The organism is Paraburkholderia phymatum, from assembly GCF_038900715.1.
Classification (GTDB): Bacteria; Pseudomonadota; Gammaproteobacteria; order Burkholderiales; family Burkholderiaceae; genus Paraburkholderia; species Paraburkholderia phymatum_A.
Genome location: NZ_JAYMRZ010000001.1, coordinates 561,724 through 581,068, shown reverse-complemented (window position 1 = coordinate 581,068; position 19,345 = coordinate 561,724). Strand labels below are relative to the sequence as shown.

The 19,345-nt window shown below is 63.4% G+C and carries 18 protein-coding genes and 3 tRNA genes; 7 read left to right on the top strand and 14 right to left on the bottom strand.

The features are described from left to right. Window positions 1-126 precede the first annotated feature (126 nt). From VSR68_RS02665 to VSR68_RS02655, 3 genes are read left to right on the top strand one after another with little or no spacing between them, the layout of a single operon-like run. The gene (locus VSR68_RS02665; RefSeq protein WP_342938433.1) at window positions 127-711 is read left to right on the top strand and encodes an SCO family protein; all 585 of its coding nucleotides are present in this window, start codon (window positions 127-129) and stop codon (window positions 709-711) included. A 17-nt stretch (window positions 712-728) separates the two neighbouring features. Next, window positions 729-1,208, top strand: a complete 480-nt coding sequence (locus tag VSR68_RS02660) for a copper chaperone PCu(A)C (RefSeq protein WP_342938296.1) — start codon at window positions 729-731, stop codon at window positions 1,206-1,208. Between the two features lie 9 nt (window positions 1,209-1,217). Further along, entirely contained in the window at window positions 1,218-2,108 is an 891-nt protein-coding gene (locus tag VSR68_RS02655; protein WP_342938295.1) for a cytochrome c oxidase assembly protein, read from the top strand. Between the two features lie 16 nt (window positions 2,109-2,124). Here the strand turns inward: VSR68_RS02655 and VSR68_RS02650 are convergent, their stop codons facing one another. From VSR68_RS02650 to uvrC, 6 genes are all read right to left on the bottom strand, one after another. Further along, window positions 2,125-2,637, bottom strand: coding sequence for a GNAT family N-acetyltransferase (locus VSR68_RS02650; protein WP_342938294.1), 513 nt, complete (start codon window positions 2,635-2,637; stop codon window positions 2,125-2,127). 181 nt (window positions 2,638-2,818) lie between these two features. Continuing rightward, a tRNA-Cys gene (locus VSR68_RS02645) sits at window positions 2,819-2,892 on the bottom strand. Between the two features lie 136 nt (window positions 2,893-3,028). Then, window positions 3,029-3,104, bottom strand: a tRNA-Gly gene (locus VSR68_RS02640). A 65-nt stretch (window positions 3,105-3,169) separates the two neighbouring features. Beyond that, a tRNA-Gly gene (locus tag VSR68_RS02635) sits at window positions 3,170-3,245 on the bottom strand. A gap of 136 nt (window positions 3,246-3,381) precedes the next feature. Beyond that, a complete protein-coding gene (pgsA, locus tag VSR68_RS02630) occupies window positions 3,382-3,972 on the bottom strand; it encodes a CDP-diacylglycerol--glycerol-3-phosphate 3-phosphatidyltransferase (protein WP_342938293.1) in 591 nt (196 codons plus the stop codon). A 157-nt stretch (window positions 3,973-4,129) separates the two neighbouring features. Next, on the bottom strand, window positions 4,130-6,331 hold the full coding sequence (gene uvrC, locus VSR68_RS02625) for an excinuclease ABC subunit UvrC (protein ID WP_342938292.1): 2,202 nt from the start codon (window positions 6,329-6,331) through the stop codon (window positions 4,130-4,132). 119 nt (window positions 6,332-6,450) lie between these two features. On the opposite strand from uvrC, the gene earP reads away from it, so the two are divergent. From earP to VSR68_RS02605, 4 genes are all read left to right on the top strand, one after another. Next, the gene (gene earP, locus VSR68_RS02620) at window positions 6,451-7,641 is read left to right on the top strand and encodes an elongation factor P maturation arginine rhamnosyltransferase EarP (RefSeq protein WP_342938291.1); all 1,191 of its coding nucleotides are present in this window, start codon (window positions 6,451-6,453) and stop codon (window positions 7,639-7,641) included. Between the two features lie 374 nt (window positions 7,642-8,015). Continuing rightward, the gene (gene efp, locus VSR68_RS02615) at window positions 8,016-8,573 is read left to right on the top strand and encodes an elongation factor P (RefSeq protein WP_342938290.1); all 558 of its coding nucleotides are present in this window, start codon (window positions 8,016-8,018) and stop codon (window positions 8,571-8,573) included. A gap of 286 nt (window positions 8,574-8,859) precedes the next feature. After that, window positions 8,860-9,066, top strand: coding sequence for a CsbD family protein (locus tag VSR68_RS02610; RefSeq protein ID WP_342938289.1), 207 nt, complete (start codon window positions 8,860-8,862; stop codon window positions 9,064-9,066). Between the two features lie 165 nt (window positions 9,067-9,231). Then, window positions 9,232-10,614 carry a sigma-54 dependent transcriptional regulator gene (locus VSR68_RS02605; RefSeq protein ID WP_342938288.1) on the top strand — a complete coding sequence of 461 codons (1,383 nt, stop codon included), beginning with the start codon at window positions 9,232-9,234 and terminating at the stop codon, window positions 10,612-10,614. A gap of 87 nt (window positions 10,615-10,701) precedes the next feature. Here the strand turns inward: VSR68_RS02605 and nagZ are convergent, their stop codons facing one another. The 8 genes from nagZ to lepA all read right to left on the bottom strand — a co-directional run bounded on the left by nagZ (window position 10,702) and on the right by lepA (window position 19,279). After that, window positions 10,702-11,733, bottom strand: coding sequence for a beta-N-acetylhexosaminidase (gene nagZ / locus VSR68_RS02600; RefSeq protein WP_342938287.1), 1,032 nt, complete (start codon window positions 11,731-11,733; stop codon window positions 10,702-10,704). 66 nt (window positions 11,734-11,799) lie between these two features. Beyond that, window positions 11,800-12,207, bottom strand: a complete 408-nt coding sequence (gene acpS, locus VSR68_RS02595) for a holo-ACP synthase (protein ID WP_342938286.1) — start codon at window positions 12,205-12,207, stop codon at window positions 11,800-11,802. Between the two features lie 34 nt (window positions 12,208-12,241). Next, window positions 12,242-13,006: a pyridoxine 5'-phosphate synthase gene (pdxJ, locus tag VSR68_RS02590; RefSeq protein ID WP_342938285.1), complete on the bottom strand. Its 765-nt coding sequence runs from the start codon at window positions 13,004-13,006 to the stop codon at window positions 12,242-12,244. Beyond that, window positions 13,003-14,064, bottom strand: coding sequence for a DNA repair protein RecO (gene recO, locus VSR68_RS02585; RefSeq protein WP_342938284.1), 1,062 nt, complete (start codon window positions 14,062-14,064; stop codon window positions 13,003-13,005). The genes pdxJ and recO overlap by 4 nt, the downstream gene beginning before the upstream one ends. Beyond that, the gene (era, locus tag VSR68_RS02580; protein ID WP_342938283.1) at window positions 14,051-14,950 is read right to left on the bottom strand and encodes a GTPase Era; all 900 of its coding nucleotides are present in this window, start codon (window positions 14,948-14,950) and stop codon (window positions 14,051-14,053) included. Before era ends, recO begins: the two co-directional genes overlap by 14 nt. Before the next feature lie 61 nt (window positions 14,951-15,011). After that, window positions 15,012-16,397 (bottom strand): ribonuclease III, encoded by a 1,386-nt coding sequence (rnc, locus tag VSR68_RS02575; protein ID WP_342938282.1) that lies wholly within the window; start codon window positions 16,395-16,397, stop codon window positions 15,012-15,014. A gap of 175 nt (window positions 16,398-16,572) precedes the next feature. After that, the gene (gene lepB, locus VSR68_RS02570; RefSeq protein WP_342938281.1) at window positions 16,573-17,466 is read right to left on the bottom strand and encodes a signal peptidase I; all 894 of its coding nucleotides are present in this window, start codon (window positions 17,464-17,466) and stop codon (window positions 16,573-16,575) included. Window positions 17,467-17,485: 19 nt separating this feature from the next. Next, window positions 17,486-19,279 carry a translation elongation factor 4 gene (gene lepA / locus VSR68_RS02565; protein WP_342938280.1) on the bottom strand — a complete coding sequence of 598 codons (1,794 nt, stop codon included), beginning with the start codon at window positions 19,277-19,279 and terminating at the stop codon, window positions 17,486-17,488. Window positions 19,280-19,345 lie beyond the last annotated feature (66 nt).

The following is a 19,345-nucleotide window of genomic DNA, read 5'->3' as shown; positions in this document are numbered from 1 at the left end:
GCAACGCGTTGGTCGCTCTCCTGAATCGAGTCGTCGAAGCTGCCTTTGTTCCCGAAAGTCCTCGTGCCCCACTTGCCGCTCTTCGCTTCCCACGCTTTCATCCGACGACGCCTCGCCGCGCCGGGCATGGCGCTGGGCTTGGCACTTGTGGCGGCGTTCGGCATCGCGGGCTGCTCGCATCGCGCCGAGCCGTGGCATCTGACGGACGTGAGCGGCCATCTGCCGGATCTCGATTTCACGCTGACTGGTGACGACGGCCGGCCCGTGGCGGCCAGTTCGCTCAAGGGCAGCACGTCGCTCGTCTACTTCGGCTATACGCATTGTCCGGACGTGTGCCCGGAAACGATGGGACGGCTGATGCAGGTCATCGGCAAGCTGGGGCCGGATGCGCAGAAGGTGCGCATCCTGTTCGTCACCGTCGATCCGGCGCGCGACACGCCGAAAGCGCTGCACGATTACGTCGGCGCATTCGATGCGCAGCATGCGCGCGGACTCACAGGCACGGACGCGCAGATCGAGCAGTTGGCGAAGCACTATCGCATCGCGTATCAGATGGAGAAGCGCGATCCGAGCGGCAATTACGAGGTGACGCACAGTTCGGCCGTCTACATCTTCGACGCGCAGAATCGCGCGCGCCTGCTCGCCACCGACCACGATACGCCCGACGTCATCGCCGAAGACGTGCGCCGTATCATCGAAGACCACTCATGATTTCTCACAGGTTCGCCATGACACAAAAAGTCAAAACGCTTTCGACAATCCACGCGCTCGCGTGCGCCGCCGCCATCGCCTTCGTCGCGACGGGCAGCATCGCCGCGCATGCAGCCGACAGCAAGCAGGCCATCGCCGCGCAAAACGCATGGGTGCGCTGGCTGCCCAACAACCTGCCCGCGGCCGCGTATGTGACGCTGACCAATTCGAGCGACAAGCCCGTCGATCTCGTCGACATTTCGAGCGCCGACTACGGCAGCGCGATGTTGCATCAGACGGTCTCCAGCGGCTCGACGCAAAAGATGGTGATGGTCGACAAGCTGACGGTGCCCGCGCATGGTCAGGCGTCGATCGCGCCCGGCGGCTATCACGTGATGCTCGAAGACGCGAAGCACAAGATCGCGCCGGGCGACACGGTTCACCTGAAGCTGCAATTCTCCGACGGCGAAACGCTCGATGCGCCGTTCGCGGTCAAGTCACCCGCGCAAGCGAAGTAGCGCCATACGATGAACCTGCTCTACTGGCTCGAACCGTGGGAGCCGTCGCCGACCGTCGTGATCGTCATGCTGATCGCCGCGCTGCTGTTCGCGCGCGGCGTGCGCAAGGCGAAGGTGTCGGTGGCGCGGCAACTGTCGTTCTGGTTCGGGCTGGTCGCGCTTTATATCGCGCTGCATACGCGGCTCGATTACTACTTCGAGCACGAGTTCTTCATGCATCGCGCGCAGCATCTGGTGCTGCATCATCTCGGGCCATTTTTTATCGCGCTGTCGTATCCGGGCGCGGCGATGCGCGCGGGCATTCCGTTCGCGTGGCGGCAAGGTTACTTGCGGCCAGCGTCGCAGACGCGTTGGGTGCGCATGACGCTCGACGTGTTGTTCCATCCCGTCGTCGCCGTTGTTCTGTTCGTTGGACTGATCTATTTCTGGCTGCTTTCGCCGATCCACTTCGTCGCGATGCTCGACTGGCGGCTGTATCGCGTGATGAACTGGAGCATGGTGATCGACGGGCTGATGTTCTGGTGGCTCGTGCTCGATTCGCGGCCCGCGCCGCCCGCGCGACTGTCACCGGGGCGACGCATTCTGATCGTCGTCGCGGCGATTCCGCCGCAGATCCTGCTCGGCGCATTTATCTTCTTCACGCCGCGTGAGCTTTATCCGATCTATTCGATTTGCGGGCGCGCGTTCACATGGCTCAGTCCGATGCGCGATCAACAGATCGGCGGACTCTTGCTGTGGATTCCCGGTTCGATGATGAGCGTGATCGGCGCGCTGGTCGCGCTTAGGCACTGGATGAGACTGTCGGCGCGCACGCGCCTTCGTAACGAGAAACGCGCGCCGCAGACGGCATCCGTTCAGTCGAAGACGTCATCGAGCGCGCTGCCCGTCAGACAGCATTGAGCCACCGCTGCACGCTTCAGGAAGAACGCATCCAGATATGCGGGATGCCGTCCTCTTCGTGGACTTCCGAAATTGGCTCGAAGCCGAACGCGCCATAGAACGCCTGTAGATGCGCCTGCGCATGCAGACGCACGGGCGTGCCCGGCCATTGCGCATAGATGTGGCCAAGCACGCGTTCGAGCATCGCGCTGCCGAGCCCTTGGCCGCGAAACCCGGCTGTCGTCAGCACACGGCCGATGCGGATGTCTGCCTCGTTTGCGTCGGGCAGCAGCACGCGCAGATAGCCGGCGAGCTTCGCGCGCGCGCCTGCTTCGGGCATGCCGTACGCGAACAGATGCCAGGCATCGGGATCGAGACCGTCGACATCGCCATACAGACAGTTCTGCTCGATCACGAACACGGCCGCACGCGCGGCCAGCATGTCGTAGACCTCGACGTTGGTCAGGTCGTCGAACGCTTTCCAGCGCCAGTCGATATGCGTCGTCTCTTTGCTGCCGGTTGTGCTGTCGGCTGATTGCTGCTCGGTCATGAGATTGTCTTGTGTGGGACAGACATCCGTTGGACGTCAACGGGCCGATTATGCCGCGACGATGGGATGAAGGCGAGACGGCGGGTCGCTTGCCGCTCACGCCCGAACGCACGCGGAAGAAAGAAAGCGGAAAAGAACGCGAACAAAAGAAAAGCCCCGACGTGTCGGGGCTTTTCTTTGCTGGAGGCGCGAGCCGGAGTCGAACCGGCCTACACGGCTTTGCAGGCCGCTGCATAACCGCTTTGCTATCGCGCCGTAAGCGGACTGCGGACCGTACTCTGTTGCATTGGCAACGGCTCGCAGATTTTGTGCATTGGCCCTAAGGCCAGCTGAGCTCAACGCTTCTGCCGAAGCATCAAACAAAAAGGGAAGCTTTGCTTCCCCATGTGTTTGGAGCGGGAGACGAGTCTCGAACTCGCGACCTCAACCTTGGCAAGGTTGCGCTCTACCAACTGAGCTACTCCCGCATGGACCTGCATTTACCTGCACTTGCAACGCCCTGCTGACTGCTGCAAAACGCCGCTTCAAATTCTGGAGCGGGAGACGAGTCTCGAACTCGCGACCTCAACCTTGGCAAGGTTGCGCTCTACCAACTGAGCTACTCCCGCGTTTTGCTTCTACTGCTTCCCAGTGTTTCGCGTTGTTTGTTACCGCGTTCACCGGAGAAACGAGATTATGTAGAAGGCACCGAATCGTGTCAACCCTTTTTGTACGAGAGAATAAAAATTCTGGTCGTGACCGCTTTCAGGCCATTCCGCCGCGTTCGCGAATCTGCGGCCAGGCGAGCTTCATGTAGTACAGCATCGACCAGATCGTGAGGAACGCCGCGAGATAGATGAGCCACAAGCCCCACACGCGCGTGTCGATCGCAAACGCGCCGAGCGACAGGGGACCGTAGAACAGCAGCATCGGAATCGCGACCATCTGGCAGGCCGTCTTGAACTTGCCGAGCGAGTTCACCGCGACGCTCTTCGATGCACCGATCTGCGCCATCCATTCGCGCAGCGCCGAAATCGCGATCTCGCGGCCGACGATCACCAGCGCGATCGCCGAATCGAGGCGCGCCAGTTGCACAAGCACGAGCAGCGCGGCCGTGACCATCAGCTTGTCGGCGACGGGATCGAGGAACGCGCCGAACGCCGACGTCTGATTCCATTTGCGCGCCAGAAAACCGTCGAACCAGTCGGTCAGCGCCGCGAGGACGAAAATCGTCGCGGCGGCCAGGTTGCGGTGCGCCGGGCTCAGCATCATGTCCGGCAGATAGAACACGCCCACGACGAGCGGAATCAATACGATCCGCAGCCATGTCAGGAAGATCGGGAAATTAAACGGCATGGGGCAGGCGCAAGGTTCTGAGATAAGAGATGCAATTGTGCCGGTTCACCGGACGCGCTACAAGCAACGCGCCGGGCGAGGGTCTGGACGACTCGACGCGGGAAGCAACCCCGCGCACATCGGCGCGCGACTCGCCGTCGCACGGCGCGCGCACGCTTCAATGCAACTGTCGATAGATCTGCTCGGCGAGAGCGCGCGAAATGCCTTCGACGCTCGCGAGATCGTCGACGCTCGCCGCCACCACGCCGCGCAAGCCGCCGAAGCGCGCGAGGAGCCGCTGCCGCCGTTTCGCGCCGACGCCTTCCAGTTCTTCGAGCCGCGACGTCTGCCGCGTCTTGCCGCGCTTCGCGCGCATGCCCGTGATCGCGAAGCGGTGCGCTTCGTCGCGGATCTGCGCGACGAGCATCAGCGCCGCGCTTTCCTTGCCGAGTTCGAGCGACGGCCGTCCGTCCGCGAACACGAGCGTCTCCAGACCGACCTTGCGCCCTTCGCCCTTCGCGACGCCGACCAGCATGCCCAGATCGAGCCCGAGCTCGTTGAACACCTGGCGCGCAATCTCGACCTGACCCTTGCCGCCGTCGATCAGCACGATGTTCGGCAGCACGCCGCCCGACGCGACGGGTTCCGCGCCTTCGGGCGTGAAGGCTGGATCGGCGGCGGCTTGCGGTTGCAGTTCGGCCGCTTCGTCGTTTGCGTTCGCCGCGGCCTGCGCGACCATCTTCTCGTAGCGGCGCGTGAGCACCTGACGCATCGCCGCGTAGTCGTCGCCGGGCGTGATGCCCGCGATGTTGTAGCGCCGGTACTCCGACGACTGCATCTTGTGATGGTGAAAGACAACACACGACGCCTGCGTCGCCTCGCCCATCGTATGACTGATGTCGAAGCACTCGATGCGCAGATGCGCAAGGTCATCGCATTCGAGCGACAGCGTGTCGGCAAGCGAGCGCGTGCGCGATTGCTGCGAGCCCTGTTCGGACAACAGCCGCGCGAGCGCGAGACGCGCGTTCTGCTCGGCCATCGCGAGCCACGCGCGCTTCTGGCCTTGCGGCTGACGCAGCAGGGTGACCTTGTGCCCGGCCTGCTCGATCAGCAGATCGACGAGTTCGCGGCTTGCGGGCGCGTGACTGACGACGAGCACAGGCGGCACGCGATTGCCGAGATAATGCTGCGCGATGAACGCTTCGAGCACTTCGGCTTCGATGCCAGGACGCGGTTTCGTGTCGGTGTCGGCGGTGTCGTCGCTATCGTCGGTACTGTCGGAGGCTTCGGTGCTTTCGCTCGTCACGGTTGCATCCGAAGCGGCTTCGTCCGCGCGTTCATCCCCTTCATTCGCTTCTTCGCCCAATTCCGCTTCGACATCGAGCAGCGCGGATGGCGTGACTTCCGCTGCATCGCCGTCTCCGAGACCGCCCTCTTCCGCCGTCAGCGCGCTTTCGACGTGCGTCGGGAAGTAAGCCTTGTCGCCCAGATGCCGGCCGCCGCGAACCATCGCCAGATTCACGCAAACGCGTCCGCCGAGCGCGACGACAGCAAGAATATCGACGTCGCTTTCGCCGCCCACTTCGATCGCCTGCTGATGCAGCACCGTCGACAACGAACTCATCTGATTGCGCACCGCCGCCGCCTGCTCGAACTTCAGCTCGCTTGCGAACGCATGCATCTTCTGCTCGAGTTCCTTCATCACTTCGGACTGCCGTCCGAGCAGAAAGCGCGATGCATTGGACACGTCGCGCGCGTAGTCCTCTTCGCTGATCGCGCCGACGCATGGCGCCGTGCATCGTCCGATCTGATGAAGCAGACACGGCCGCGTACGGTTGTTGAACACGGAATCCTCGCAGGTGCGCAACTGGAATACGCGCTGCAGGATCTGGATGCTCTCGCGCACCGCCCATGCACTCGGAAACGGTCCGAAATACTGGTTCTTCTTGTCGACCGAACCGCGGTAATACGCCATGCGCGGAAACTGATGGCCCGTCAGCTTCAGATATGGATACGACTTGTCATCGCGAAACAGAATGTTGTAGCGCGGCGCCAAAGCCTTGATGAGATTGTTCTCAAGTAACAGCGCTTCGGCTTCCGAGCGCGTGACGGTCGTTTCGATCTTCGCGATCCGCGTGACCATCATCGCGATGCGCGGCGACAGCAGCGTCTTCGTGAAGTAGCTCGACACGCGCTTCTTCAGGTCGCGCGCCTTGCCCACGTACAGCACCGCGCCCTGCGCATCGTAATAACGATAGACGCCCGGCATATGCGGCAACTGGCGCAGCACTTTTTTCGGGTCGAACTCTTCGGCGGCGCTGTCGGGCGCGCCGGACTTCGCGGCGGCATCGGATGCGGGAGAGGAATCGGATCGGGTCATGCAGAATCGGGCCGGGCGCCGGGCGTGGACGGCGCATTGTGTGGGTTGCGTGGGTTCGCGTGCTTTAGAATCGCCAGTTTAGAACATTCCGCCCGCGCCCGAACCTAGGCGCCGCCATCATGCCCCCCGTTTCAACTCGACGCACTCGACGGCCGCAGCCCTCGGCGATCGCATGCGACCTTTTCTGCGCGGTAATCGACAACTTCGGCGATATCGGCGTGTGCTGGCGGCTAGCCCGGCAGCTTGCGAACGAACACGGCTGGCAGGTGCGCGTGTTCGTCGACGATCTGCATGCGTTTCACAAGCTCAACCCATCCGTCGATGTCGACAAGGCGCGGCAGACCGTCGACGGCATCGTCATCGAGCACTGGCACGAGCCCGCGCATGCGGGCGAGACGCTGCAAGTGGCCGACGTCGTGATCGAGGCGTTCGCGTGCGAACTGCCGCCCGTCTACATCGCGGCGATGGCGCGGCGCAAGCACGTGCCCGTCTGGTTCAACCTCGAATATCTGAGCGGCGAAGACTGGGTCGCGGATTTTCACTTGCGGCCGTCGCCGCATCCGCGTTACGCGCTGTCGAAGACGTTTTTCTTCCCGGGGCTCGGCAAAGGCACGGGCGGCGTATTGAAGGAGCGCGACCTCGACGCGCGCCGCGCGGCGTTCCTTGCGTCGCCTGACGCGCGCGCCGCCTGGTGGCGGGCGAAGACGGGAAGCGCACCGCCGGAACAGGGCGCGACTGTCGTGTCGCTGTTCGCGTACGAAAACCCGGCCGTCGACAGCCTGCTCGCTCAGTGGCGCGACGCCGGCAGCGAAACCGTGTTGCTCGTGCCGGAGGGACGTATTTCGGGCGCGGTGGCGCGATTTTTCGGCCTGTCGTCGTTCGCGGCGGGCGCGCATGCGTCGTGCGGCAATCTGCGCGCCCATGCGCTCGCATTCACCGATCAGCCGGGCTACGACGAGCTGCTGTGGGTCAGCGACATCAACTTCGTGCGCGGCGAAGACTCGTTCGTGCGCGCGCAGTGGGCCGCGCGTCCGTTCGTCTGGCACATCTATCCGCAAGCCGACGACGCCCATCTGCCCAAGCTCGACGCCGCGCTCGCGCACTATGCGCATGTGCTGCCCGCCGCTGCGCGCGGGGCGCTCAGCCGCTTCTGGCACGCATGGAACGGCAATGGCGCGCCGGACTGGGCGGAGCTTCAGCGCTATCGCCCGAAACTCGAGGCGCGCGCGGCCGACTGGGCGCGCGATCTGGCGTCGATCGGCGATCTCGCTGGAAATCTGGCGGAATTCGCAAAAACTCAGTTAAAATAAGCGGTTATCCAACGGCCGACGACGCAAGCGCGGCACGACGGCGCCGCCGGCAGGGGGTCCAGCAGCAACTGGTTTTGTGGACCTCCGCAGTTGCGCTGCCAGTGTCACACGAGTACGCGCCCGCTTCGGGTACAAAGAAGCAGACGGACGCTTCGGGTAAAGCAGCAAGGCAGAAGCAGACGGGCATGTGGGACGGAAGCAATGGGAGCGTTCAAACGCGCCCGCCCCGTCGACGCCGGCCCCGCTTACCGCGCAATCCAGTTTGAACCGCCTTATGCCTTTGGGGCCTCGAACATGCGCCGGGCGCCGAACCCGCTTGCGCCGTATGCCGTTGAGCACAAGTTGAAGCACCTTATTTCGTACAGGACAGTTTTATGAAGATCGCTCAGGAACTCCGCACCGGCAACGTCGTGATGATTGGCAACGACGCGATGGTCGTTCAGAAGGCCGAATACAACAAGTCGGGCCGCAACGCCGCCGTCGTCAAGATGAAGTTCAAGAACCTGCTGACGGGCGCAGGCATGGAAACCGTGTACAAGGCGGACGACAAGTTCGACGTCGTCGTGCTGGACCGCAAGGAAGTCACGTACTCGTACTTCGCCGACCCGATGTACGTGTTCATGGACGCCGACTACAACCAGTACGAAGTCGAAGCCGAAATGATGGGCGACGCGCTCAACTACCTTGAAGACGGCATGTCTTGCGAAGTCGTGTTCTACAACGAGAAGGCCATCTCGGTCGAACTGCCGACCACGCTGGTCCGCGAAATTATCTACACGGAGCCGGCTGTCAAGGGCGACACGTCGTCGGGCAAGGTGCTCAAGACCGCCAAGCTGAACACGGGTTTCGAACTGCAAGTGCCGCTCTTCTGCAATATCGGCGACAAGATCGAAATCGACACGCGTACCAACGAATACCGCAGCCGCGCCTGAGTTTGAATCGCGCCGCACGGCAATCGTCTTAAGCCCTGACTCGCTCAGGGCTTCGAGTTAAAAAAGCGCCCATCTGGGCGCTTTTTCTTTTTTTCGCGACCGTGTATGGTGGTGGAAAACTTTACCGGCCAGGCATGCAATTTTGCCAGGTCGGTTGGCGCATTCGTGCTTTCGGTCCACGCTCACATCGACTTTTCGAGATAAATTGCATTGGCACGGCTCCTGCTTTCCAAGAATTTCAGGCCCACGGGGCTTTTCGTTTTATTCGGAAGAAATGGGAGGTGCCATGAACAACGATATCGCTGAAGGCAAGTGGAAACAGATGATCGGCAAGGCAAAAACAGCTTGGGGCGAACTCACGGACGACGAACTGACCAAGGCGCAAGGCCGCGCCGACAAGCTGGCGGGCCTGATCCAGGAGCGATATGGAAAGACGCGCGACGAAGCCGAACTCGAGGTGCGCCGCTTCTTCGATCGCAACCGCGATCGGTGACGGCCACTCGCGTCGGGCGCGGTTTGCCCGGCGACTTCCGATGCCGTTGCATCCGACCGGGAGCATTGGCCACTCAAGCCCACTCATCCAGCGCCCGCGCGCTCGGGACCGCCGCTGCGGTCCGTACGTGTCGGGACTCCGTCCAACTGAACAGTTGCGCTCGTTATGCCACATGCCCTGATTGTCGAAGACGATCCCAATAGCCTGTCAGGCCTGTCCGCGATTCTTGCGGCCGACGGTTTTTCCGTCGACACCGCCATCACGCTCTCAGAAGCGCGCGCAGCGCTGACCCGCTTCATCCCCGACGTCGTGCTCGTCGATCTGAATCTGCCCGACGGCAGCGGCCTCGACCTGCTCCAGCACCTGCCCGCGCAGCCGCCCGGCGGCGCCTTGCCCGTGATCGTGATGACGGGCAACGCGACCGTCGAAAGCGCGATCGAGGGCCTGCGCCACGGCATCTGGGACTACCTGCTCAAGCCCGTCAACATCCCGAGGCTGCGCAGTCTGCTGGCGCGCATTCCGCGTCCGTACGAACTCACCGAGGAAGTCCAGTCGCTGCGCGCGAGGCTGCGTCGCATGGGCCGCTTCGGACCGATGATCGGCCGCAGCGGCGCGATCCAGCATGTATACGATTCGATCGAGCATATCGCGCCGACGGAAGCCGCCGTGCTGATATCCGGCGAAGCGGGCACGGGCAAGGAAGTCGGCGCGCGCACGCTGCATGAGATGAGCCGCCGGCGCAAAGGGCCGTTCGTCGTGCTCGATTGCCGTTCGGCGCAGGCCAACGCCGGTGGCCGGCCGCTGGACAGCCTGCTGTTCGGCCATGAACGCGGCGCGTTCGGCGGCGCGGAGCAGCGCGAGCCGGGTCTCTTCGAACAGGCGAGCGGCGGCACGCTCTTCATCGACGAAATCACGCTGCTGCCGCGCGCGCAGCAGGAAGCGTTGCTCAGCGCGCTCGATTCGCAGACCTTCATGCGCGTCGGCGGCACGAACCAGGTCGCCACCGACTTCCGCCTGATCGCGTCGACGCGCAAGATGCCGCGCGCAGCCGTCGCCGATGGCAGCCTGCATCAGGACCTCGGCCTGCGGCTCGAAGCGGCCGCGCTGTCGCTGCCGCCGCTGCGCGAGCGCGGCGACGATCCGTCGCTCTTCGCGCAAGTGCTCGTCGACGAGCTGAACGACGAGGCGAACGCGCGCGGCGTGGCCGATGCGACGAAGCTGATCGGACCGAATTTCGTCCGCGAGTGTCTTGCGTATGAGTGGCCGGGCAACGTGCGCGAGTTGCAGGAGCGCGTGCGTCGCGCGTATCACGCGTCCGGCGACGTGCTGGAGACGCTGCGCGCCGACGAAGGCAATGGCGTGGGCGGCCGCGATCTGAACGGCGGCCGCGTGCAGGTGACGGTCGGCACGCCGCTCGCCGATGTCGAGGAAATGCTGATCCGCGCGACGCTCGATGCCGTCGGCGGCACGCGCCATCGCGCGGCGTCACTGCTGGGCATCAGTCCGAAGACGCTGTACAACAAGCTGCAACGGATGCGGCTGAACTGACGCGCTGCGCTCCGCGCGGCGGAGACAAAAGAAAAAGGACGGGTCTTGCCCGTCCTTTTGCATTCGCCCCGGGGCGTACGCTGCCCGTCAGGACGCGAACACCGCGCGTAACAGCGCCTGAGCCTGCTGATACTGCGGCTCGGCAGCGAGCTTCCCCCACGACAGCGCCTTGCCGCGCGGGCGCATCCGCTTCAGGCGGCGCTTCGATTCCTTCGATTGCGTGAAGCGCAGCGCATCGAGCACCTTCCCCGCTTCTTCCGGCTGATTGCAGATCAGCACCATGTCGACACCCGCTTCGAGCGCGGCCGTCGCCGCTTCCGTCAGCGTGCCGCCCTGGCGCGCGGCTTCCATCGACAGATCGTCGCTGAAGACCGCGCCTTCAAAGCGCAGCTTCTTGCGCAGGATGTCCTGGACCCACACGCGCGAAAAGCCGGCCGGCTTGCTGTCGACCTTCGGATAGATCACATGCCCCGGCAGCACCGACGCCAGCGACAAGCCCAGCCAGTCGTACGGCGCGACGTCTTCCTTGAGGATCTCGTCGAGCGTGCGTTCGTCGACGGGCACCGCGTGGTGCGAATCCGCCGACGCGAACCCGTGCCCTGGAAAATGCTTGCCGCAGTTCGCCATGCCCGCGAGCGCGAGTCCGTGATTGAGGCTCTTCGCAAGCAGCGTGACGACGCGCGGATCGCGATGGAACGCGCGATCGCCGATCACCGACGAGTTGCCGTAGTTCAGATCGAGCACGGGCGTGAAGCTCATGTCGATGCCGCACGCGCGCAACTCCGACGCGAGGATGTAGCCGACAGCCGTCGTCACCTTGGTCGCGTGCAGCACGTCGTCGTCCCACAGCGCGCCGAGCTTGCCCATCGACGGCAGGACCGTGAAGCCGTCAGTGCGAAAGCGCTGCACGCGCCCGCCTTCGTGATCGACGGCGATCAGCAGATCGTCGCGCACTTCGCGGATCGCTTCCGTCAGCGCGACGAGTTGCGCGCGGCTTTCGAAATGACGCGCGAAGAGGATCACGCCACCCGTCATCGGATGAGCGAGGCGGCGCTCGTCGTCGGCGTTCAGCGTCTTGCCAACCACGTCGAGCATCACCGGGCCAGGAGTCAGTTTCATCGGGTCTATGAGAGCAAAAGGAAAAGAACGCGGCGCCGCTTGCGCGCTCGCGCCGCGCCGGGATGATCAGACAGAACGACCGGCCGTTTCGGCGATCACGAACGACACCGCGTAATCGCGCTCGTCGGACAGTGTGACTTGCGATGTGATCCCGCGTTCCGCGAGCCACTCGGCGAGTTCGCCCGACGCCACGCAGACGGGACGGCCGCTCGCTTCGTTGAGCGTCTGCAGCGCGCGCCAGGTCATCGGCCAGCGCATGCCGAGTCCGATCGCCTTCGAGAACGCTTCCTTGACGGAAAAGCGCGTCGCGAGAAACGCAAGCCCGCGCGCCTGCGAGCGCGCATTGCGCGCATGATAGATGCGCAGCTCTTCGGTTCCGAGCACTTTCTCGGCGAAGCGCCCGTTGGTGCGCTCCATCACCGCCGCGACGCGGCTCACCTGAACGATGTCGGTGCCGATGCCGTAGATCGCCATATGCGTGCAGTCGCTATTGTGTCGTCGCGTGTCGTTACGAGCGCGCCGCGAGACGCGCGGCGACCATGATCGCCTTCATCTCGCGCACGGCGTTGTCCCAGCCCGCGAAGATCGCATGCGCGACGATCGCGTGGCCGATATTGAGTTCGACGATGCCTTCGATCGCCGCGATCTGCTGGACGTTCGTGTAGTGCAGGCCGTGGCCCGCATTCACCTTCAGGCCCAGCGACGCGCCGAACTCCACGCCGCGCACGATGCGCTCGTACTCGCGCTGCTGCTCTTTCGGATCGTGTGCGTCCGCATAGGCGCCCGTGTGCAGCTCGATGACGGGCGCGCCCGCTTCGTGCGCGGCGCGAATCTGCGTTTCGTCGGCATCGATGAAGAGCGATACGCGCGAGCCGGCATCGGCCAGTTGCTTGCACGCGGCCCGCACCGCTTCGAAATGGCCGGCGACGTCGAGCCCGCCTTCCGTCGTCAGCTCCTGACGCTTTTCCGGCACGAGGCACACGTCGTGCGGCAGCACTTCGCACGCGATGTCGAGCATCTCCTTCGTGACCGCGCACTCGAGGTTCATGCGCGTCTTCAATTGAGGCCGCAGCGCGCGCACGTCGGCATCGACGATATGGCGGCGGTCTTCGCGCAGATGCAGCGTGATCACGTCGGCGCCCGCCTCTTCCGCCTGCAGCGCAGCGCGCACGGGATCGGGATAGGACGTGCCGCGCGCGTTGCGCAGCGTCGCGACGTGATCGATGTTCACGCCCAGGTCGATCACATTCGGGGAAGTCAAAAAGAAGCTCATAGGTTCTGCAGATCGATCAGAATCTGGCGCGTCGCGAGGGGCGTGCCGCCCAGATAGGTGTTGAGCAAAAAGCGCATCAGCGTCTTGCTTTGCGCGACGGTCTGCGCTCGATGGTAATCGTCCTGCTCCATGTCGAGCAAGGTCTGACCGCTGATGACAGGCCAGTTCGAAGGAAGATCGTCCGATGCCTCGCGCACGCCGCGCTCGGGATCGAACACATAGCGCCCGTCGGGCACAACGGGTTTGCGCGTCACCGTGCGATTGAGCGACATCGCGTAGCCGGTTTCGCGCAACAGGACGCGCTCGAACGAACGCAGCACCTGCACGGGCGGTTCATCGTGCGCGAGGCGCGTCAACGTGACGACGTAATGATGAAACAGTTGCGGATGCGGATCTTCGCGCGCGAGAAACTTGACGAGCAGCTCGTTCACGTAGAACCCGCACAGGAGCGCGTCGCCCGCGAGCGGCAGCATTCCGCCGACCCACTCGGCTCCCGTCAGCGTGCGCATCTCCGACTTGCCCGACCATGCGAGCGACAGCGGCTGGAACGTCTGCAACACGCCGCGCAATGCGGAATGCGGACGCTTCGCGCCCTTCGCGACGAGCGCGATACGCCCGTGATCGCGCGACAGCACGTCGATGATCAGGCTCGTCTCGCGATACGGATAACTGTGCAGCACGAACGCCGGCTGCTCGGCGATGCGGAATTCGGATGCCGGCGCGCGCGGCACGCGCGAAGGTGCCCGGCGTGCCGTCGTCTTGCGCGGTGGTTGTTCAGACGCGCCGTAGTCGTCGGCGCTTTCTTCGATGTCGTTGCCGCTCTCGCGGTGCGAGGCGGTGCCAGGCGTGCTGGCGCTGCGGCGTTTTGCCGTGCGCATGGGCTTCGTGCGTCCGGACCGTGCCGATGACCCAGACGTCTCAGACTCGCCGCTGCGCGCGCGCGCGAAGTCGTCGTCGACGTGCGGGTTGGCGTCCGGGTTGGCGTCCGGGTCGACGTCCTTCGGCAGCGTCATCCACGCGTCGGATTGGGGGCTCGTCGCGCCGTCATTCGTAACCATAGGCGCGGAGTCCGGCTTCGTTGTCGGCCCAGCCACTCTTCACCTTGATGAACGTTTCCAGATACACGGGGCCGTCGAACAGCTTCTCCATGTCGATGCGCGCTTCCGTGCTGATCTGCTTCAGCTTCGCGCCCTTCTGACCGATGATCATCGCCTTGTGCGAATCGCGCTCGACGAGGATCGTCGCGAAGATGCGGCGCAGGCGCCCTTCCGTCTCGAACTTGTCGATCAGCACGGTGCTCGTGTATGGCAGCTCGTCGCCCGTCCAGCGGAACACTTTTTCGCGCAGGATTTCGGCGGCAAGAAAACGCTCGCTGCGATCGGTCAGGTCGTCTTCACCGTAGATCGGCTCGCCTTCGGGCAGGTACGGCTTGACCGTCGACAACAGTCGCCTGATGTCGTCGGGATTCTTCGCCGACAGCGGCACGATTTCCTTGAACTCGCGCAGCGCGCTCATCTGCTGCATGAACGGGAAGAGCGAATCCTTGTCGCCGACACGATCGAGCTTGTTCGCGATGAGCAGCGTCGGCGCCGAAGCGGGAACGAGGTCGAGCACCTTCTGGTCGTCGGGGCCGAAGCGGCCGGCCTCGATCACGAACAGAACGGCATCGACGGACGTCAGCGTCGATGTCACCGCCCGATTCAGCGACCTGTTCAGCGCGCCGCTGTGGCGCGTCTGAAAGCCGGGCGTATCGACGAAGATATACTGCGCATCGTCGTGCGTGTTGATGCCCGTGATGCGATGGCGGGTTGTCTGCGCCTTGCGCGACGTGATGCTGACCTTCTGGCCGACGAGTGCGTTCATCAGCGTCGATTTGCCGACGTTCGGGCGGCCAACGATCGCGACCATGCCGCAGCGAAAACCAGTGGGAGTGGAAGCGTTCATATTCGGACTACGGCAGGTTCTTGTGGACGCACGGTGAGCGCGCGTTCACGTCGGATTGCGTTCAATGACCAGCATCGGCCACGCGCGTTTGCACCGCGCCGGCGACGCCGGGTTCGAGATCGGTCGCGCCCGCGCCGGGCGCGGCTTCGCGAGCACGTGAAGCGGGCTTGTCGGCGGATTTTTCGGCGGGCTTTTCAGCCGGCTTTTCGACGAGGTGTGCCTGGGCTTCGGGCTTGTCGGACGACTGGCGTTCGGTAAGGCGCACGACTGTTTCCGGTTTGTCGGCGGGCTTGTCTGCTTTTTCGGGCTTTTCGCCTTCGGCCTTCTCACCCTCGGATCTTTCGTCCTTTCCTTGGGCTGCCCGATCCTGCGTTCCCTTTTCCTGCGTTCCCTTTTCCTGCGCCGACTTGTCCGGATTCGACCTTTCGGAACCGGGTTTGTCCGAAGCGGGTTTGTCGGCCGGCTTGTCGGTTGCTCGCGCCGGACGCTCGGTCTTATCGGCGCGCTCCGTCTTGTCGGCCGCTTCCTGACTGTATTCGACGTGAGCCGCGCGGATCACGGCCAGCGGCGCAGCAGCGGCGGCCTGACCGGCGGACGGCACATCCGGCGACGCCGCAGGCTTCGCGTCGCCGCGCGCGGCACGCTCGGCCTTCCGATGATCGGGCGCGCGCAGATCAAGCGCCGCCTGCACGCCCGTCACGCCCGGCACGATTTCCGCCTCGGCTTTCGCCGCTCGCGCACCTTTCGAGCGCTTGGGCTTGGCAACCACGGCGGGCGCCGCCGCCATCACTTCGTCGAGCGCCTTCTTCGCCGCCGCCTGTTCGGCCGCACGACGGCTTGCGCCGGAACCGGACACTTTCACATCCAGCTTGGGCACCGCGCATTCGACTTCGAACTGCTGATTGTGCGCCGCACCATGCGTCGCGACGACGGTATAAGTGGGCAGCGGAATCTTATGGCCCTGCAGATATTCCTGGAGCAAGGTCTTCGCGTCCTTGCCGAGCGTGCGCGGATCGATGTGGTCGAGAATTGGCACGTAAAGACGTTTGATGACCGTCTGCGCGGCCTCGAAGCCGCCGTCCAGGAAGATCGCGCCGAGGATCGCCTCGAGCGTGTCGGCCAATATCGACGGGCGCCGGAAGCCGCCGCTGCGCAACTCGCCCTCGCCCAGCCGCAAGCCTTCTGAAATATTCAGGGCCTGAGCGATTTCGTAAAGCGACTGCTGCTTGACCAGATTCGCCCGAACGCGGGACAGATCGCCCTCGTCCAGCTTGCCGAAACGTTGGAACAATAGCGCGGCCACCGCGCAGTTCAGAACGGAATCGCCGAGAAATTCCAGCCGCTCGTTATGCGTGGCACTGTGACTGCGGTGAGTTAAAGCCTGACGCAACAATTCCGCATTGCGAAATTCGTAGCGCAAACGGCTTTCCAACGGAGATAGGGGCATGTGCAGAGTATAACGCGGGCGCCACACGGGGCGAAAACGCGGCCCCGGCGCCGAAAAAGCGTGTTGTAGCGACGTTACCGCGCGTTGTTAAAGTAGCGTGATAACACGTCGCGATCAGCGCGCGACGTGTTGCGCGGCTCAGATGCGCATCCACATGGGGACGCGCGAAGCGCAATCAATGAAAGCTGCCAATACGCTTCAGATTGCTGAAGTTCATCCAGATGAAGAACGCACGACCGACGATGTTCTTGTCCGGCGCGAAGCCCCAATAGCGGCTGTCGGCGCTGTTGTCGCGGTTGTCGCCCATCATGAAGTAGTTGCCCGGCGGCACCTTGCACACGACGCCCTGCGCGTCGTACCTGCAGTTGTCGCGGTACGGATAGTCTTCCGCGCCGACGATGAACGGCGGCACGGCAGGATTATTGAGAATCGCGTTCTTGCGGCCGTCGAGGTCTTCTTCGAACTGCTTCGCGTAGCCGATGCGCTCTTCGTCGAAGTAATCGGGCAGCGGCGTTTCCGAAACGGGCTTGCCGTTGATCGTGAGCTTCTTGTCCTGATACGCGACGACATCGCCCGGCAGACCGATCACGCGCTTGATGTAGTCGACGGATTCGTCCTTCGGATAGCGGAAGACGACGATATCGCCACGCTGCAGCGGACGGCCCTCCGTGATCTTCGTATTCACGATGGGCAGGCGAATGCCGTAGTCGTACTTGTTCACGAGAATGAAGTCGCCGACCAGCAGCGTCGGCACCATCGAGCCCGACGGAATCTTGAACGGCTCGACGACGAACGAACGCACGACGAACACGACAAGAATCACGGGGAAAAAGCTCGCCGTGTATTCGAGCCACCACGGCTGGCGGAGCTTTTCCTCACGCAGGCGCGCGCGCGTGGCGGGTGCGTTCTCATCGGCGAAACGCTCGCCGATGCGCGCCTGCTGACGGTCGAACTCGTCGACGGCGGCTTCCGCCGCGCGGCGACGTTGCGGGAGGAAAATCAGTTTGTCTGCGACCCATGCCACGCCCGTAATAATCACGAGCACAAAAAGAATCAGCGCAAAATTCATAGGGTTCCAGTTCTTAGTCTTATTTGTCTTCGACGCGCAGAATTGCCAGGAAGGCCTCTTGCGGAATCTCGACGGAGCCGACCTGCTTCATCCGCTTCTTACCTTCCTTCTGTTTCTCCAACAGCTTCTTCTTACGCGTAATGTCGCCGCCATAACACTTGGCAAGAACGTTCTTACGCAGCGCCTTGATGTTCTCACGCGCGATGATATGCGCGCCGATCGCAGCCTGAATCGCGACGTCGTACATCTGACGCGGAATGATCTCGCGCATCTTCGCCGCCACTTCGCGGCCGCGGTACTGACTCTGCGAACGGTGGACGATCACCGACAGCGCATCGACCTTGTCGCCGTTGATCAGCATGTCGACCTTCACGACATCCGATGCGCGATACTCCTTGAACTCGTAGTCCATCGACGCATAACCGCGCGACACCGACTTCAGGCGATCGAAGAAGTCCAGCACGATTTCGCCCATCGGGATTTCATACGTGAGCTGAACCTGGCGGCCGTGGTACTGCATGTTCACCTGCACGCCGCGCTTTTGCGTACACAGCGTGATCACCGCGCCGACGTAGTCTTGCGGCATGTACAGGTTCACGGTGACGATCGGCTCGCGCACTTCTTCGATCTTCGACGGATCGGGCATCTTCGCCGGGTTCTCGACCATCATGATCGTGCCGTCGCGCTGCACGACTTCGTACACCACGGTCGGCGCGGTGGTGATCAGGTCCATGTCGAACTCGCGCTCGAGACGTTCCTGGACGATCTCCATATGCAGCAAACCGAGGAAGCCGCAACGGAAGCCGAAGCCGAGCGCCTGAGACACTTCCGGTTCGTACATCAGCGATGCGTCATTGAGCTTCAGCTTTTCAAGCGATTCTCGCAGCGCGTCGTACTGATTCGCTTCGACGGGATAGAGACCGGCGAACACCTGCGGCTTCACTTCCTTGAAGCCGGGCAGCGGCTCGGGCGCGGCATGCTTGACGGTCGTGACGGTATCGCCGACTTTCGCCGCCGTCAGTTCCTTGATGCCCGCGATGATGAAGCCCACCTGCCCTGCCGACAGCGATTCGAGATTCTTCGACTTCGGCGTGAACACGCCGACGTGCTCGACGGGATATTCGGCGCCCGTCGCCATCAGGCGGATGCGGTCCTTCGGACGCAGCGTGCCGTTGACGATACGCACCAGCATCACGACGCCGACATAGTTGTCGAACCACGAGTCGATGATGAGCGCCTGCAGCGGTTCGTCCGCGTTGCCCTTCGGCGGCGGCACCTTCGCGATCAGCGCTTCGAGCACGTCTTCGACGCCCATGCCTGTCTTGGCACTGCAAGGCGTGGCGTCAGCGGCGTCGATGCCGATCACGTCCTCGATTTCGGCGATCGCGTTTTCCGGGTTCGCAGCGGGCAAATCGATCTTGTTGAGCACGGGCACCACTTCGACGCCCAGTTCGATTGCCGTGTAGCAGTTCGCGACCGTCTGCGCCTCGACGCCCTGGCTCGCATCGACGACCAGCAGCGCGCCTTCGCACGCGGACAGCGAACGGCTGACTTCGTACGAGAAGTCGACGTGCCCCGGCGTGTCGATCATGTTGAGGTTGTACAGCTTGCCGTCGCGCGCGCGGTACGTCAGCGCGGCCGTCTGGGCCTTGATGGTGATGCCGCGCTCGCGCTCGAGATCCATCGAGTCGAGAACCTGTGCTTCCATTTCGCGGTCCGACAGACCGCCGCAAATCTGGATGATGCGATCGGCGAGCGTCGACTTGCCATGGTCGATGTGCGCAATGATCGAAAAGTTACGAATATGATCCATTCAGTGCCGATCAAGCGAAAAAGGCGCGCTCGGACGATTGCGGAGCACGCCTTGTAAGTAGGTGAA

What these genes read in the sequence shown, in the direction of transcription:
- VSR68_RS02665 (WP_342938433.1), top strand. Translation starts at nt 127, where the DNA reads ATGGCGCTGGGCTTGGCACTTGTGGCGGCGTTCGGCATCGCGGGCTGC.
- VSR68_RS02660 (WP_342938296.1), top strand. Translation starts at nt 729, where the DNA reads ATGACACAAAAAGTCAAAACGCTTTCGACAATCCACGCGCTCGCGTGC.
- VSR68_RS02655 (WP_342938295.1), top strand. Translation starts at nt 1,218, where the DNA reads ATGAACCTGCTCTACTGGCTCGAACCGTGGGAGCCGTCGCCGACCGTC.
- VSR68_RS02650 (WP_342938294.1), bottom strand. Translation starts at nt 2,637, where the DNA reads ATGACCGAGCAGCAATCAGCCGACAGCACAACCGGCAGCAAAGAGACG.
- pgsA (WP_342938293.1), bottom strand. Translation starts at nt 3,972, where the DNA reads ATGCCGTTTAATTTCCCGATCTTCCTGACATGGCTGCGGATCGTATTG.
- uvrC (WP_342938292.1), bottom strand. Translation starts at nt 6,331, where the DNA reads ATGACCCGATCCGATTCCTCTCCCGCATCCGATGCCGCCGCGAAGTCC.
- earP (WP_342938291.1), top strand. Translation starts at nt 6,451, where the DNA reads ATGCCCCCCGTTTCAACTCGACGCACTCGACGGCCGCAGCCCTCGGCG.
- efp (WP_342938290.1), top strand. Translation starts at nt 8,016, where the DNA reads ATGAAGATCGCTCAGGAACTCCGCACCGGCAACGTCGTGATGATTGGC.
- VSR68_RS02610 (WP_342938289.1), top strand. Translation starts at nt 8,860, where the DNA reads ATGAACAACGATATCGCTGAAGGCAAGTGGAAACAGATGATCGGCAAG.
- VSR68_RS02605 (WP_342938288.1), top strand. Translation starts at nt 9,232, where the DNA reads ATGCCACATGCCCTGATTGTCGAAGACGATCCCAATAGCCTGTCAGGC.
- nagZ (WP_342938287.1), bottom strand. Translation starts at nt 11,733, where the DNA reads ATGAAACTGACTCCTGGCCCGGTGATGCTCGACGTGGTTGGCAAGACG.
- acpS (WP_342938286.1), bottom strand. Translation starts at nt 12,207, where the DNA reads ATGGCGATCTACGGCATCGGCACCGACATCGTTCAGGTGAGCCGCGTC.
- pdxJ (WP_342938285.1), bottom strand. Translation starts at nt 13,006, where the DNA reads ATGAGCTTCTTTTTGACTTCCCCGAATGTGATCGACCTGGGCGTGAAC.
- recO (WP_342938284.1), bottom strand. Translation starts at nt 14,064, where the DNA reads ATGGTTACGAATGACGGCGCGACGAGCCCCCAATCCGACGCGTGGATG.
- era (WP_342938283.1), bottom strand. Translation starts at nt 14,950, where the DNA reads ATGAACGCTTCCACTCCCACTGGTTTTCGCTGCGGCATGGTCGCGATC.
- rnc (WP_342938282.1), bottom strand. Translation starts at nt 16,397, where the DNA reads ATGCCCCTATCTCCGTTGGAAAGCCGTTTGCGCTACGAATTTCGCAAT.
- lepB (WP_342938281.1), bottom strand. Translation starts at nt 17,466, where the DNA reads ATGAATTTTGCGCTGATTCTTTTTGTGCTCGTGATTATTACGGGCGTG.
- lepA (WP_342938280.1), bottom strand. Translation starts at nt 19,279, where the DNA reads ATGGATCATATTCGTAACTTTTCGATCATTGCGCACATCGACCATGGC.